Annotated in this window: 15 protein-coding genes and 1 pseudogene; 11 read left to right on the top strand and 5 right to left on the bottom strand. The window is 51.6% G+C overall.

Annotated elements, in window-relative coordinates; all coding sequences use genetic code 11:
* Window positions 1-123, bottom strand: a 123-nt coding sequence (locus BFF42_RS00160; protein ID WP_005083954.1) for an IS3 family transposase, incomplete at its 3' end; no start/stop codon positions are given.
* 54 nt (window positions 124-177) lie between these two features.
* Between BFF42_RS00160 and BFF42_RS00155 the strand changes: the two genes are divergently transcribed.
* On the top strand, window positions 178-867 hold the full coding sequence (locus tag BFF42_RS00155) for a 5'-nucleotidase C-terminal domain-containing protein (RefSeq protein ID WP_073692850.1): 690 nt from the start codon (window positions 178-180) through the stop codon (window positions 865-867).
* A 128-nt stretch (window positions 868-995) separates the two neighbouring features.
* On the opposite strand, the gene BFF42_RS00150 is transcribed toward BFF42_RS00155, so the two are convergent.
* A complete protein-coding gene (locus BFF42_RS00150) occupies window positions 996-1,376 on the bottom strand; it encodes a winged helix-turn-helix transcriptional regulator (RefSeq protein WP_000084622.1) in 381 nt (126 codons plus the stop codon).
* Window positions 1,377-1,464: 88 nt separating this feature from the next.
* Here BFF42_RS00150 and qorB point away from each other — a divergent pair, with 88 nt between their 5' ends.
* The 3 genes from qorB (at window position 1,465) to ytfE (ending at window position 4,168) form a co-directional block, all read left to right on the top strand.
* Window positions 1,465-2,325: an NAD(P)H:quinone oxidoreductase gene (gene qorB, locus BFF42_RS00145; RefSeq protein WP_012421662.1), complete on the top strand. Its 861-nt coding sequence runs from the start codon at window positions 1,465-1,467 to the stop codon at window positions 2,323-2,325.
* A gap of 107 nt (window positions 2,326-2,432) precedes the next feature.
* On the top strand, window positions 2,433-3,398 hold the full coding sequence (locus tag BFF42_RS00140) for a DMT family transporter (protein ID WP_012421637.1): 966 nt from the start codon (window positions 2,433-2,435) through the stop codon (window positions 3,396-3,398).
* Window positions 3,399-3,505: 107 nt separating this feature from the next.
* Window positions 3,506-4,168 (top strand): iron-sulfur cluster repair protein YtfE, encoded by a 663-nt coding sequence (gene ytfE / locus BFF42_RS00135; protein WP_000331456.1) that lies wholly within the window; start codon window positions 3,506-3,508, stop codon window positions 4,166-4,168.
* A 44-nt stretch (window positions 4,169-4,212) separates the two neighbouring features.
* Here the strand turns inward: ytfE and cycA are convergent, their stop codons facing one another.
* Both cycA and fklB read right to left on the bottom strand, forming a co-directional pair.
* A complete protein-coding gene (gene cycA / locus BFF42_RS00130; protein WP_039059764.1) occupies window positions 4,213-5,625 on the bottom strand; it encodes a D-serine/D-alanine/glycine transporter in 1,413 nt (470 codons plus the stop codon).
* Between the two features lie 308 nt (window positions 5,626-5,933).
* Window positions 5,934-6,554 (bottom strand): BamJ family beta-barrel-assembly machinery protein, encoded by a 621-nt coding sequence (gene fklB, locus BFF42_RS00125; protein ID WP_000211225.1) that lies wholly within the window; start codon window positions 6,552-6,554, stop codon window positions 5,934-5,936.
* Between the two features lie 218 nt (window positions 6,555-6,772).
* Here fklB and ytfB point away from each other — a divergent pair, with 218 nt between their 5' ends.
* Complete coding sequence (ytfB, locus tag BFF42_RS00115; protein ID WP_001119477.1) at window positions 6,773-7,411, top strand: cell division protein YtfB; 639 nt, start codon at window positions 6,773-6,775, stop codon at window positions 7,409-7,411.
* Here the strand turns inward: ytfB and BFF42_RS00110 are convergent.
* Window positions 7,395-8,042, bottom strand: a complete 648-nt coding sequence (locus tag BFF42_RS00110; RefSeq protein ID WP_012421272.1) for a TetR/AcrR family transcriptional regulator — start codon at window positions 8,040-8,042, stop codon at window positions 7,395-7,397. The two genes, ytfB and BFF42_RS00110, sit on opposite strands and share 17 nt — an antisense overlap.
* Before the next feature lie 211 nt (window positions 8,043-8,253).
* On the opposite strand from BFF42_RS00110, the gene BFF42_RS00105 reads away from it, so the two are divergent.
* From BFF42_RS00105 to BFF42_RS00080, 6 genes and pseudogenes are all read left to right on the top strand, one after another.
* Entirely contained in the window at window positions 8,254-9,045 is a 792-nt protein-coding gene (locus BFF42_RS00105) for a 3-ketoacyl-ACP reductase (protein WP_004988495.1), read from the top strand.
* Window positions 9,046-9,054: 9 nt separating this feature from the next.
* Window positions 9,055-9,896 (top strand): annotated as a pseudogene (locus BFF42_RS00100) (sugar phosphate isomerase/epimerase family protein).
* Window positions 9,897-9,905: 9 nt separating this feature from the next.
* Window positions 9,906-10,682, top strand: coding sequence for an enoyl-CoA hydratase/isomerase family protein (locus tag BFF42_RS00095; protein ID WP_001283570.1), 777 nt, complete (start codon window positions 9,906-9,908; stop codon window positions 10,680-10,682).
* Between the two features lie 9 nt (window positions 10,683-10,691).
* Window positions 10,692-12,233: an acyl CoA:acetate/3-ketoacid CoA transferase gene (locus tag BFF42_RS00090; protein WP_001226966.1), complete on the top strand. Its 1,542-nt coding sequence runs from the start codon at window positions 10,692-10,694 to the stop codon at window positions 12,231-12,233.
* Complete coding sequence (locus tag BFF42_RS00085; protein WP_000080356.1) at window positions 12,230-14,305, top strand: FAD-dependent oxidoreductase; 2,076 nt, start codon at window positions 12,230-12,232, stop codon at window positions 14,303-14,305. The genes BFF42_RS00090 and BFF42_RS00085 overlap by 4 nt, the downstream gene beginning before the upstream one ends.
* A gap of 28 nt (window positions 14,306-14,333) precedes the next feature.
* On the top strand, window positions 14,334-14,488 hold a 155-nt coding region (locus BFF42_RS00080), incomplete at its 3' end, for an IS1 family transposase (RefSeq protein WP_001348782.1).

The following is a 14,488-nucleotide window of genomic DNA, read 5'->3' as shown; positions in this document are numbered from 1 at the left end:
TCTTGTCATTGTGGAAAGGCCAACATCCATAGCTTTGGCGGCATCTGCCACCGTGTATTTCTGGTCAACAACCAGTTGAGCGGATTCGCGTTTAAACTCTGCGCTAAAATTTCTTTTTTTCATTGGAGCACCTGTGTTGTTCTGAGGTGAGCATATCACCTCTGTTCAGGTGGCCAAATTCAGTGTGCCACTTCAGAAAAAGGCCAGTTGACCTTCCGTAATGCCGCCGATCTTTATCTCTACCCCAATACGCTGATTGTAGTGAAAGCCAGCGGTAAAGAGGTGAAAGAGTGGCTGGAGTGCTCCGCCGGACAGTTTAACCAGATTGATCCTAACAGCACGAAACCACAGTCACTCATCAACTGGGATGGTTTCCGCACTTATAACTTTGATGTTATTGATGGTGTGAATTATCAGATTGATGTTACCCAACCCGCCCGCTATGACGGCGAGTGCCAGATGATTAATGCCAATGCAGAGCGGATTAAGAACCTGACCTTTAATGGCAAGCCGATTGATCCGAACGCTATGTTCCTCGTTGCCACCAATAACTATCGCGCTTACGGCGGCAAATTTGCCGGTACGGGCGACAGCCATATCGCTTTTGCTTCACCGGATGAGAATCGCTCGGTGCTGGCAGCGAGGATTGCTGATGAGTCGAAACGTGCGGGAGAAATTCACCCGGCGGCAGATAACAACTGGCGTTTAGCACCGATAGCTGGCGATAAGAAACTGGATATCCGTTTCGAAACTTCCCCGTCAGATAAAGCCGCAGCGTTTATTAAAGAGAAAGGGCAATATCCGATGAATAAAGTCGCGACCGATGATATCGGGTTTGCGATTTATCAGGTGGATTTGAGTAAGTAAAACACTTCTTTTTCGGTCTATAAATTATCAACCGCATCCGGCATTTATTGGCGGATGCGATGCTGGCGCATCTTATCCGCCCTACAAGCCATGCACCGTAGACCAGATAAGCTCAGCGCATCCGGCAGTTATGCCGCACGTTCATCCCGCACCGCCAACACCTCGGGCAAATTCAACTCAATCCAGTCCGCCAGTGCAGCAACCTTTTCGCTCACCTGCTCGCCCAGCGGCGTGAGGCTATATTCCACATGCGGTGGCACCACCGGATACGCGATACGGTTAAGAAAACCATCCTGTTCTAACGCCTGTAACGACTGCGCAAGCATCTTTTCGCTCACCCCGCCGATTTTGCGCCGCAGGTCGCTAAAGCGATGAGTACCTTCGCGTAGCGCCACCAGAATCAACACCCCCCAACGGCTGGTGACGTGTTTCAACACCTCGCGCGACGGGCACTGTTCCGCAAAGAGATTACCCTCTTTCAGTTGTTGCGACAGGCTAACCTGACTCATTTCATACTTACCTTTTTGTACGTACTTACTAAAAGTAAGTTTAGGTGTTAGCGTATTTAAACACAAGACAAAACGATGGAGACTTCCCATGATCGCTATTACTGGTGCCACTGGCCAACTTGGTCACTATATTATTGAATCCTTGATGAAAACGGTTCCTGCCAGCCAAATAGTGGCTATCGTTCGTAATCCGGCAAAAGCCCAGGCTCTGGCAGCACAAGGCATTACCGTGCGTCAGGCTGACTACGGCGATGAAGCCGCACTGACATCTGCACTTCAGGGAGTGGAAAAACTACTGCTGATCTCTTCCAGCGAAGTGGGTCAACGTGCCCCGCAGCATCGTAATGTTATTAATGCCGCAAAGGCGGCTGGCGTGAGATTTATCGCTTATACCAGCCTGCTACATGCAGATACCTCCCCGCTCGGCCTCGCCGATGAGCACATTGAGACGGAGAAAATGTTGGCTGATTCTGGCATCGTTTACACCCTGCTGCGCAACGGCTGGTACAGCGAAAACTACCTCGCCAGCGCCCCGGCAGCACTGGAACACGGCGTATTTATCGGTGCGGCGGGCGATGGCAAAATCGCCTCAGCAACGCGGGCAGATTATGCGGCAGCTGCGGCACGCGTGATTAGCGAAGCCGGTCACGAAGGCAAGGTTTACGAACTGGCGGGCGATAGTGCCTGGACGTTGACACAGTTAGCGACAGAGCTGACCAAACAGAGCGGCAAACAGGTTACCTATCAAAATCTGAGCGAAGCCGATTTCGCCGCGGCACTGAAAAGCGTCGGACTGCCCGACGGACTGGCGGATATGCTGGCGGATTCTGACGTTGGCGCATCGAAAGGTGGTCTGTTTGATAACAGCAAAACGCTTAGCAAATTGATTGGCCGCCCAACGACAACGTTAGCCGAAAGCGTAAGCCATCTTTTTAATGTTAATAACTAGTTAATTAAAGTGGCATCCTCCCGCATCCTCTCTAATAATGACGGGATGCCGGGAGCAATCATGTCTGCTTCCTGAACTTTCTTCTGACAGACCAATGGATGCCAGTAATGATTAGCGGCGTGCTGTACGCCCTGTTAGCAGGGTTGATGTGGGGGCTTATTTTTGTCGGGCCGTTGATCGTACCGGAATACCCGGCGATGTTGCAGTCGATGGGGCGTTATCTGGCGTTAGGGTTAATTGCGCTGCCCATTGCCTGGCTGGGACGCGTGCGTCTGCGTCAGTTGGCGCGTCGCGACTGGCTTACCGCCTTGATGCTCACAATGATGGGCAACCTCATCTATTACTTCTGCCTTGCCAGTGCCATTCAACGTACTGGTGCGCCTGTTTCCACGATGATTATCGGCACCCTGCCGGTGGTGATTCCCGTTTTTGCCAATCTGCTTTATAGCCAGCGCGACGGCAAACTCGTGTGGGGAAAACTCGCCCCGGCACTGGTTTGTATTGGCATCGGCCTGGCGTGTGTGAATATTGCTGAGTTAAACCACGGACTCCCCGATTTTGACTGGGCACGTTATACCTCAGGCATCGTGCTAGCGTTAGTTTCCGTGGTCTGCTGGGCATGGTATGCCCTGCGCAACGCCCGCTGGCTGCGGGAGAATCCCGACAAACATCCGATGATGTGGGCGACGGCGCAGGCGCTGGTCACACTGCCGGTTTCTCTCATCGGCTATCTCGTCGCCTGTTACTGGCTGAATACGCAAACGCCGGACTTCTCCCTACCTTTTGGCCCCCGTCCGCTGGTGTTTATTAGTCTGATGGTTGCGATAGCCGTGCTTTGCTCATGGGTTGGCGCACTCTGCTGGAACGTCGCCAGCCAGCGATTACCGACAGTGATTCTCGGGCCGCTGATCGTTTTCGAAACACTGGCAGGTTTGCTGTACACCTTTTTGATACGCCAGCAAATGCCGCCGCTGATGACGCTGAGCGGTATCGCGCTGTTAGTGGTTGGCGTGGTCATTGCAGTCAGAGCAAAACCGGAAAAGCCTTTAACTGAATCTGTCTCAGAAAGTTGACATACTGGCTGTGAGTTAAATAAGCCTCTGCTACGTAAGGGTTATAGCTTTTGCCTTAAAGATGTATTTAAAATACATCTTATCTTATTAAGAATGAGGTATCAGCTATGGCTTATCGCGACCAACCTTTAGGTGAACTGGCGCTCTCTATTCCTCGCGCTTCAGCTCTGTTTCGTAAATATGATATGGATTACTGCTGTGGCGGTAAGCAGACGCTGGCGCGCGCGGCGGCACGTAAAGAACTGGATGTTGAGGTCATTGAAGCTGAACTGGCAAAGCTTGCTGAACAACCGATTGAGAAAGACTGGCGTAGCGCCCCGCTGGCAGAAATCATTGACCATATCATCGTGCGCTACCACGATCGTCACCGCGAGCAACTGCCGGAGCTGATCCTGCAAGCGACTAAAGTCGAGCGCGTTCACGCCGACAAACCGAGCGTGCCAAAAGGGCTGACAAAATACCTGACCATGCTGCATGAAGAGCTTTCCAGCCACATGATGAAAGAAGAGCAGATCCTCTTCCCGATGATCAAACAAGGCATGGGCAGCCAGGCAATGGGGCCAATCAGCGTAATGGAAAGCGAGCACGATGAAGCGGGCGAACTGCTGGAAGTGATCAAACACACTACCAATAACGTCACACCGCCGCCAGAAGCCTGCACCACCTGGAAAGCGATGTATAACGGCATTAATGAACTGATTGATGACCTGATGGATCACATCAGTCTGGAAAACAATGTACTGTTCCCACGCGCGCTGGCGGGTGAGTGATCTAAAAGCTGGATGGCATTGCGCCATCCAGCATGATAATGCGGTTATTTCCGCAGTTCAGCAGCCCGCTTCTTACCAATAAACAACCAGCCCAGCCCCAGTGCGATAAACCACAGCGGGGTAACCAGCAGCGCCTGGCGAGTGTCATCTTCCAGTGTCAGCAACACGACCACGAACACAAAGAACGCCATACATACCCAGCACATCAGCTTGCCGAGCGGCATCTTGTAGATCGACTTCTCATGCAGATGAGGACGCTGTTTGCGGTACACCAGGTACGAGCAAAGGATAATCGTCCAGACGAACATAAACAGAATCGCGGAAACGGTTGTAATCATCGTGAACGCACCAATCACGCTAGGATTCACATACTGCATCACCACGCCACCGAGCAGGCAGATGCAGGAGAAGGTCAGCCCTTTCGCTGGTACTGCGCGCTTAGAAAGTTTAGCGAACGCTTTCGGTGCCACACCTTCCTGCGCCAGACCAAACAGCATACGGCTGGTAGAGAAGACGCCGCTGTTAGCGGAAGACGCCGCAGAGGTCAGCACCACAAAGTTGATCACGCTGGCAGCCGCAGGCAAACCTACCAACACAAACAGCTCAACGAACGGGCTTTTCTCCGGGACTACCGAACTCCACGGTGTCACGGACATAATCACAATCAGCGCGAAGACGTAGAACATAATGATACGGATCGGAATGGAGTTAATCGCGCGTGGCAGTGATTTCTCCGGATCTTTGGTTTCCGCAGCTGTTGTACCTACCAGCTCAATCCCCACGAAAGCGAAAACCGCTATCTGGAATCCGGCAAAGAAGCCACTTAAACCTTTCGGGAACCAGCCGCCGTCATTCCACAAATGCGCGAATGACGCTTCCACACCAGTCGGTGACTGAAAGTGCATCGCCACCATGACCAGGCCGACGACAATCAGCGACACGATGGCGACGATTTTGATCATCGCAAACCAGAACTCCATCTCACCGAACATTTTCACGGTGGCAAGGTTGAGCGTCAGCAGCAGCACTATCACCGCCAGCGAGGCGACCCAGTCGGAGAGATCGGGGAACCAGAACTGAGCATAAGCCGTGATCGCCACCACGTCTGCCATACCGGTTACAACCCAGCAGAACCAGTAAGTCCAGCCAGTGAAATATCCTGCCCACGGCCCGAGTAAATCGGAAGCGAAGTCACTAAAAGATTTGTATTCCAGATTCGAAAGCAGCAATTCCCCCATTGCCCGCATCACGAAAAAGAGCATAAAACCAATGATCATATAAACGAAAATGATCGACGGCCCGGCAAGGCTAATCGTTTTGCCAGACCCCATAAACAACCCCGTACCAATGGCACCGCCAATGGCAATAAGCTGAATATGTCGGTTTGTGAGATTGCGCCGTAGCGACTGTTCAGCCGGAGCCTGATCATCGGCAACGACTTTTACCTGATCTACCATGTTTTTTTCTTCCTGTACCTGTCTGTGTTGTTCAGGCTCTACGGCCTTTAGTCAGTCTATGATACGACGAATCTGTATCGGGACTCATCGATATTAGGTAACAATACGCGGGATGAATACTAAGATTTAGATCTAATGTTAATTTTATGTTTAAAGTGAGTGTCATATCACGGTGATAACGCGAAACAGCTCACAAAAATACACGCTTACGGGGTCTTTGCAACACAAAATAGCGCCGTTTGGCAAACTGAAGGGTTTATTGCTGAATGCCTGCTCCCCTCTGGTTCGAGGGGAACAGAATGCGCTGCTTAGAGGATTTCCAGCAGTTCGACTTCAAACACCAGGGTGCTGAACGGAGGGATGGATGCACCTGCGCCGCGCTCGCCATATGCCAGTTCCTGCGGGATAGTCAGTTCCCATTTAGAACCTACCGGCATCAGAGTCAGTGCTTCAATCCAGCCAGGGATCACGCCGTTAACCGGGAATTCAGCGGGTTCACCACGAGCAACGGAGCTGTCAAACACGGTGCCGTCGATCAGTTTACCGGTGTAATGAACACGAACGCGGTCGGTACGTGCCGGAATTGCGCCTTCACCCTGGTTGATCACGCGGAATTGCAGGCCAGATTCGGTGCTATTCACACCTTCTTTTTTGGCGTTTTCTTCCAGGTATTTCACACCTTCAGCAGCCATCGCCTGGAAACGCTGACGACGAACGGCATCGGCGCGTTCGTGGATTTCACGCAGCGCGCGATGCACCACATCAACCGGAACAGCCGGATGTTTGCCTTCCAGCGCATCGGCAATACCTGCAACCAGTGCTTCTGGCAGCAGCCCTTCCAGGCCAGATTCACTCAGTTGTTGCCCTACCTGCAAACCAATGCCGTAGCTTGCTTGCGCTTCGATGGTGTCAAAAGTTGGGGTGGTCATCGTATTTCCTTTCTTAGGGTATAAAAGTAGCGGGCAGCATATCAGCCACACTTCTTTGGGTAAAACTTTGTCGCAGGAATGATGACAAATCCCGGGGAAAAAGAAACAATAGCAATATCCCGTATGAATATAATAAAGGCGGGTTTACCACGGACATCATAGCGTTAGCTTATTCATAGGCTATGATTGAGGAACAAGACGCGGAGCAGGAGGAAACCATGCCCGGGCGCTTTGAACTAAAACCAACCCTGGAGAAAGTCTGGCACGCGCCGGACAATTTTCGCTTCATGGACCCGCTGCCGCCGATGCATCGTCGGGGGATCATTATTGCCGCCATTGTATTGGTGGTCGGATTTCTGCTTCCATCTGATGATACGCCCAACGCGCCGGTCGTGACGCGTGAAGCGCAGTTAGATATTCAGTCGCAATCACAACCGCCGACAGAAGAACAGCTGCGGGCGCAATTAGTCACACCACAAAATGATCCTGATCAGGTGGCTCCGGTCGCTCCAGAACCTATACAGGAAGGCCAGCCAGAAGAGCAGCCGCAAACTACCCAAACGCAACCATTCCAGCCAGATAGCGGAATTGATAATCAATGGCGCTCTTACCGTGTCGAACCCGGTAAAACGATGGCGCAGCTGTTCCACGACCACGGACTGCCCGCTACCGATGTCTATGCAATGGCGCAGGTAGAAGGCGCGGGTAAGCCGCTGAGTAATTTGCAAAACGGGCAGATGGTGAAAATCCGCCAGAACGCCAGCGGCGTGGTGACGGGCTTAACCATTGATACGGGGAATAATCAACAGGTCCTGTTCACCCGCCAGCCGGATGGCAGTTTTATTCGTGCGCGGTAGATGAAGGGTCAACCAAAAGCCAGCTAAGGATTGTCTCTTTGATGACCTTACGTCTGGCTTCCAGTGCCTGGGGGGAAACCATACTGATATGATAAACCAGGCCAAGCGTATGCTGGTTGATCAAATAATATCCGCCAAGCGCAGCAATATTAATATTCACCTGCAATGGGTCGATATCTGGCTTAAAAATATTGTGTTTCTTCCCTTCATCCAATAAGGATTCCATTAACTGCAAGTGCGCATGGTTAATTTCTAAGAGACGCTGTGATTTTGCATAATGCACACCTTTACTTTGATTTTCACTATGCACAATTTTTAAAAACCAGGGGTTAGCAATATAATAATCCCATGTAAAATCAATAATTTTCTCAATAGCCTTTTGTGGCAGAAGATCTGAGAAATCAAGGGCCTTTTCTTTTTGTCGAATATCGTTCCAGGTATATTCCAGTACTTCAATAAATAAATTTTCTTTATTACCAAAGTGATGATAAACCGTCTGTTTACTACACCCCGCAGCCTTAACAATATTATCGACCCTGGCCCCTTCATAACCATATTCGGCAAATTCATTAACCGCGCATAACAGCAGCTTTTCCTTCAGGCTCTGTACGTTGCTGGTATCAAGATACATAACGCTTCCCCACGACCTCTTCGTGGTGACTATCATAACCTGATTTGATTTCAGCTTCAGAAAAAAGGGCAAAAACTTGTACTTTCATCAGGTTATCAAATGTCCTGTGATCGTCATCGCATATCAACCAACTAGATGGTTGATCTTTTTATCCTCCAGTCGCAAGCTAATCATCACCAAGGAAACAAAATTCAAAAAAGAGAGCTATTGTATGAAATCCACTCGTCCTGTTGCCGTGATTACCGGAGCCGCTCGCGGTATTGGAAAGGGCTGTGCGCAGGAGCTTGCTCGTGGCGGGTTTAACCTGCTGATTAACGATCGTCCCGATGCCGACAGCGTAGAAAAACTGCATATCACACAACAAGAATGTTTGGCGGAAGGCGTGGAAGTGATTTGCTTCCCTGCTGATGTCGGTGATCTATCTCTGCATGAGGAGATGCTCGACGCGGCGCAAAACCAGTGGGGGCGGCTGGAGTGTCTGCTCAATAACGCGGGGATTTCAGTGAAAAAACGCGGTGACCTCCTCGACCTCGAACCAGACAGCTTCGATCAAAACATTGCCATTAACACCCGCGCGCCGTTCTTCCTTGCTCAGGCATTCAGTAAGCGCTTACTGGCACAGCCGAAACCGGAAGCGGAGCTGCCGCACCGCTCGATTATTTTCGTCAGTTCCATCAACGCCATCATGCTGGCGATGAATCGCGGCGAATACACCATTGCCAAAACCGCCGTTTCTGCCGCTGCTCGTCTGTTTGCTGCTCGCCTTTGTAATGAACAAATTGGCGTTTATGAAGTGCGCCCTGGTCTCATCAAAACTGATATGACTATTCCGGCAACGGCTTATTACGACGAACTGATTGCCAAAGGTCTGGTGCCGTGGGGACGTTGGGGTTATCCGGCTGATATTGCTTCCACCGTCCGCGCAATGGCGGAAGGTAAACTGATTTACACCTGTGGTCAGGCGGTCGCCATCGACGGCGGCTTAAGTATGCCGCGCTTCTGAGGCTGAATCATGAGAGATCTGTTACAACGCCCGGATTTATTCAGTATCAATACCGCGACACTGGGCTATAAAACGCCGCTACCCGCCATTATTGATGCCTGCGCCGCACGCGGTATTGGCGCAATTGCCCCTGGCGCAGGGAGTTGCAGGGTGAAGATCTCCAGCAAATCACCCGCCAGCTTGCCGCCAGTAACATGAGCGTTTCCGGTTTGTGCCGTAGCACTTACTACACCGCGCCGACACTGGCGGAACGCAAACTGGCGATTGATGATAACCGCCGGGCGCTGGACGACGCAGCGGTGCTTAACGCCGCCTGTTATATGCAGGTGGTTGGCGGTCTGCCAACGGGCACTAAAGATCTATATGAAGCGCGAGAACAAGTGAAACAAGGGATTCGCCAGTTGCTGCCACATTCGAAAGATGTCGGCGTGCCAATTGCGCTGGAGCCACTGCACCCGATGACAGCTGCCGATCGCTCTTGCCTGTGCACGTTACGTCAGGCGCTGGACTGGTGTGATGAACTCGATCCCGATGGTGAGTTTGGCCTCGGCGTGGCGGTGGATGTTTATCACGTCTGGTGGGATCCGGATCTCGCCAGTCAGATCCTGCGTGCCGGAAAACGCATCCTCGCGTTTCATGTTTCCGACTGGTTAGTGCCGACCACTGATCTGGTCAATGACCGTGGTATGCCGGGAGATGGCGTCATCAATATTCCGTCAATTCGTCGGCTGGTTGAAAACGCCGGATTTAATGGTGCTATTGAACTGGAAATATTCTCGCCTTACTGGTGGCAGAAAGATATTAACAGCACGCTGGATATTAGCGTCGATCGCATCGCGCATTATTGTTAAGGAATGATCATGAGTGACCAACCCGTTCTGTTCAGCAGAGTGGCGGCTTCCTGCCGCCTGACATTGAACCGTGAAGATAAATGTCATGCTATTAACGAAGAGGTGATCGAATCTCTCGACCATTATTTAAATGAAATTGAAAACGACACCACATTACGATTAGTCGAATTAACGGCAACCGGCGATAAATTCTTTTGTGCGGGCGGCGATATTAAATCGTGGTCGGCCTATTCGCCATTAGATATGGGCAGAAAATGGATTAAACGCGGTAATGACGTTTTTAATCGCCTGCGAAACATACCCCAATTAACCGTTGCGAATCTCAACGGTCATACCATCGGCGGTGGTATTGAACTGGCCTTGTGCTGCGATATTCGTATTGCCCGCCCCGGCGCGAAATTCTCTAACCCGGAAGTGATGCTCGGCATGGTGCCTGGCTGGATGGGCATTGAACGTGTGCTTAATCAGGTCGGTCCGGTGGTCGGTCGCCAGATGCTGATGCTGGGTAAACGCCTGACGGCGCAGGAAGCTCAGGCGGCGAATTTAATTGATGAAGTGGTAGAAAAAGAACAGGTGGAAAGCTGGATGGCGAACCAGTTAGCGCAGCTGGAAAAATGCGGTCCGGTGGCACTGGCGCATATTAAGCAACTGATTCTGGCACTGGAAAATAAACATGCCGATTACCCGCACCAGCTACTGGCCGGATTAATGTCCGCCACTCAGGATTGCCAGCAGGCGACGCGCGCCTTTGCCGAAAAAAGTAGCGTGAGCTTCCATAATCAATAAGGAAATTGTATGCGTAAGATAACAACCGCCGAGGCACTGGCGGCGCAAATTCAGGACGGTGCGACTATTGCTATTAGCGGTAACGGCGGCGGTATGGTAGAAGCCGACCATATTCTGGCTGCTATTGAAGCGCGTTTCCTGCAAACCGGACACCCTCGCGACCTGACGCTAATCCACTCGCTGGGTATTGGCGATCGCGACTGCAAAGGCACTAACCGTTTTGCGCACGCAGAGATGCTCAAACGCATTATTGCCGGGCACTTTACCTGGTCGCCCAAAATGCAGGCGCTGGTAAAAAATAACACGATTGAAGCCTACTGCTTTCCTGGTGGCGTGATTCAGGCACTGCTACGGGAGATCGGCTCCGGACGTCCGGGGCTTTTTACCCACGTTGGGCTGGGATCGTTTGTTGATCCACGCAATGGCGGCGGTAAGTCGAATGAATGCACTACCGACGACCTGGTAGAACTGATTGAAATCGACGGTGAAACCAAACTTCGTTATCGCCCTTTCAAAGTGGATTACGCGATTTTGCGTGGCACTTATGCCGATCCTCGAGGCAACGTCAGCCTTGAAGAAGAAGCGATTGATATGGATAGCTATTCCATGGCGCTGGCAGCACACAACAGCGGCGGCAAAGTGTTCGTACAGGTACGCGATGTGCTGGAAGCTGGCGCGATTGAACCACGCCGAGTCAAATTACCGGGCATTCTGGTTGATGGCATCGTTGAACACCGCAAACAGCCACAAACCTATCTTGGCGGTTACGACCTGACCATCAGCGGCCAACATCGCCGTCTGAGTTCTAACGACGCTATTGAACTGGTTAGTCATCCGGTACGTCGCCTGATTGCCCGTCGGGCAGCACGCGAACTGGTAGCTGGCGCTTCAACCAACTTTGGCTTTGGTATTCCCGGCGGCGTTCCAGGAGTAGCGCTGCGCGAAGGCGTTCCTTACCAAAGTTTATGGCTGAGCGTCGAGCAAGGCGTACATAACGGCATGATGCTGGATGATGCGTTTTTCGGCTGCGCCCGCAACGCCGATGCCATTATTCCATCACTCGATCAATTTGAGTTCTACAGTGGCGGAGGGATCGATATCACCTTCCTCGGCATGGGAGAGATGGATCAGTACGGTAACGTCAACGTCTCCCATCTCAATGGCAATCTGATTGGCCCCGGCGGATTTCTCGAAATTGCGCAAAATGCCCGTAAAGTGGTGTTCTGCGGCACGTTCGACGCTAAAGGCAGCAAGATCGATATAACACCAGATGGCTTGCATATCGCCCAGTCAGGTCAAATCCCTAAACTGGTTACCAAGGTGGAAAAAATCACTTTTAGCGCCGCCTACGCACAGCAAAGTGGTCAGGAAGTGTTGTATATCACTGAACGCGCAGTATTCCAGTTAACGGCAGAAGGCGTTGAATTAATTGAAATCGCGCCGGGTGTGGAGATTGAGCGCGACATTCTGCCGTATATGGCTTTCCGTCCAATTATCAAGCACCCACGCCTGATGGAAAGTAGCCTGTTTACGCCGATGGAGGATGCATGAGTCAGCTTGATGACACCATCCTTGATGCGCTGACGCACGTTACTTTCCCAAAGGGTTTTGCACAGGCAGAGCCCGCATGGGTTGTCACGGTAGACGGTGTTAATTACCCACTCTGGCAAACAGATGCCCTGGTAGTCGGCAGTGGTGCAGCAAGATTACGTGCGGCAGTTGAACTTAAACGCCGCCAGCAAAATGTGCTGATCGCTACCGCCGGGTTATATATGGGGACGTCGGCATGTTCTGGTTCCGATAAACAGACACTATTTACCGCCGCTACCGCGGGCAACGGCGACAACTTCACCAAACTGGCAGAGGCACTGGCGAGCGGTGGGGCGATGGATCACGACACCGCTTATGTCGAAGCGGTAGGTTCTCTGCACACTCTAGGCGGGTTGCAATATCTTGGTCTGGAATTACCGGAAGATCGCTATGGCGCGATTCTTCGTTATCAAACCGACCATGACGAAGCCGGGCGTGCAACCTCGTGTGGGCCGCGTACCTCAAGGTTAATGGTGAAAGTGCTGTTGGAAGAAGTACAGCGCCTCGCCATTCCAGTGTTGACCAGTGCAACAGTGATTAAACTGCTGCATCAGCGTGACGAAAACGGCGAAGACCGCGTGGCAGGGGCAATCCTCGCGACCGGTCATCGCGCCCATAACCCATGGGGGCTGGCAATTGTGACTGCGCCCAATGTGGTACTGGCAACGGGCGGACCGGGCGAGCTTTATCGCGACAGTGTTTATCCACATAAATGCTTCGGCTCGCTGGGGCTGGCGCTGGAGGAAGGTCTGACGCTAACCAATCTGACCGAAAGCCAGTTTGGTATAGGCACGCCGCGTAGCACGTTTCCGTGGAATTTATCCGGCACCTATGTACAGGTGATCCCGTATATCTATTCCGTGGATGCTGAGGGTAACGAGTATAACTTCCTCGCGGATTACTATCGCACCACCCAGGAGCTGGCTTCAAACATTTTCCGTAAAGGCTATCAGTGGCCGTTCCACGCCACTCGGGTGATGGATTTTGGCTCCAGCTTGTTAGATATGGCAGTAGCGCAAGAGCAGCAATCAGGGCGTCAGGTATTTATGGATTTCAATCGCAATCCTGAAGCGGTGCCGGGTGACCTGCCGTTCTCATTAGATCGACTGGACGACGACGTTCGCGCGTATCTGGAAAATAACGACGCTCTGGCACCATCGCCCATCGAACGGCTGCAACGAATGAATCCGCTGTCTATCTCGCTGTATAAGATGCACGGTTACGATCTCACCACACAGCCTTTGCAGTTTGCCATGAATAATCAGCATATGAATGGCTGCATTGAAGTGGATATCTGGGGACAAACCTCCCTGCCCGGCTGTTTCGCCGTGGGGGAAGTTGCTGGCACACACGGCGTCACTCGCCCAGGTGGTGCAGCATTGAATGCCGGGCAGGTTTTTGCTGTTCGTCTGGCACGTTTTATTGGTTGCACGCAAAAGCGGTCTGTTGAGGGTGATGTCGCGCAGCTGGTAGCCTCATCTCTGAATATAGTCAGAGAAGTTATCGCTCAGGCACTGGCAAACGAGAACGGAATGGCGCTGGTAACGGTGAAAGACAAAATCCAGGCGCGAATGTCTGATTACGCCGGATTTATTTGTCATGCCGATAAAGTTCGTCATGCCACCCGTGACGCCCTGCTGCTAAGTGAGTTTGTACAACAACACGGTTTAACCATCAATCACGCAGGCGAAATTGCCGAACTGTTTATGTGGCGGCATATGACGCTGACTTCTGCCGCCGTATTAACGCAATTGACGCATTATATTGACGCAGGTGGAGGCAGTCGTGGAGCACGGATGGTTATTGATCCACAAGGCAAATGCCTCCCACAAACTCGTCGCGGCGCAAAAGAAGAATGGCGTTTTCGCTCTGAACGTGCTGAAGACAAAAATCACAGATTAACGATTCAATATTCGCAAGGTTCTTTTATTACCGAAGTGAAGTCTTTACGTATGCAACCGTGTATTAACGGTATTTACTTTGAAAAAAACTGGCCAGACTTTTTAGGTAATGCTGCCAACTTACTGATTTAGTGTATGATGGTGATTTTAAGGTGCTTGCGTGGCTTCCATTTCCATCAGATGTCCTTCCTGCTCCGCTACTGAAGGCGTGGTGCGTAACGGCAAAAGCACTGCCGGACATCAGCGCTATCTCTGCTCTCATTGCCGTAAAACATGGCAACTACAGTTCACTTACACCGCCTCTCAGCCCGGTAC

It is taken from the genome of Shigella sp. FC1661, from assembly GCF_001712525.1.
In the GTDB taxonomy this organism is placed as follows: Bacteria; Pseudomonadota; Gammaproteobacteria; order Enterobacterales; family Enterobacteriaceae; genus Escherichia; species Escherichia coli.
Note: the sequence above shows the minus strand (reverse complement) of the source record. Positions and strands in the feature narration are given on the sequence as shown.

Coding starts and splice junctions, on each gene's coding strand:
- ytfE (WP_000331456.1), top strand. CDS start 3,506: ATGGCTTATCGCGACCAACCTTTAGGTGAACTGGCGCTCTCTATTCCT.
- cycA (WP_039059764.1), bottom strand. CDS start 5,625: ATGGTAGATCAGGTAAAAGTCGTTGCCGATGATCAGGCTCCGGCTGAA.
- BFF42_RS00150 (WP_000084622.1), bottom strand. CDS start 1,376: ATGAGTCAGGTTAGCCTGTCGCAACAACTGAAAGAGGGTAATCTCTTT.
- BFF42_RS00085 (WP_000080356.1), top strand. CDS start 12,230: ATGAGTCAGCTTGATGACACCATCCTTGATGCGCTGACGCACGTTACT.
- BFF42_RS00110 (WP_012421272.1), bottom strand. CDS start 8,042: ATGTATCTTGATACCAGCAACGTACAGAGCCTGAAGGAAAAGCTGCTG.
- BFF42_RS00105 (WP_004988495.1), top strand. CDS start 8,254: ATGAAATCCACTCGTCCTGTTGCCGTGATTACCGGAGCCGCTCGCGGT.
- BFF42_RS00140 (WP_012421637.1), top strand. CDS start 2,433: ATGATTAGCGGCGTGCTGTACGCCCTGTTAGCAGGGTTGATGTGGGGG.
- ytfB (WP_001119477.1), top strand. CDS start 6,773: ATGCCCGGGCGCTTTGAACTAAAACCAACCCTGGAGAAAGTCTGGCAC.
- qorB (WP_012421662.1), top strand. CDS start 1,465: ATGATCGCTATTACTGGTGCCACTGGCCAACTTGGTCACTATATTATT.
- fklB (WP_000211225.1), bottom strand. CDS start 6,554: ATGACCACCCCAACTTTTGACACCATCGAAGCGCAAGCAAGCTACGGC.
- BFF42_RS00090 (WP_001226966.1), top strand. CDS start 10,692: ATGCGTAAGATAACAACCGCCGAGGCACTGGCGGCGCAAATTCAGGAC.
- BFF42_RS00095 (WP_001283570.1), top strand. CDS start 9,906: ATGAGTGACCAACCCGTTCTGTTCAGCAGAGTGGCGGCTTCCTGCCGC.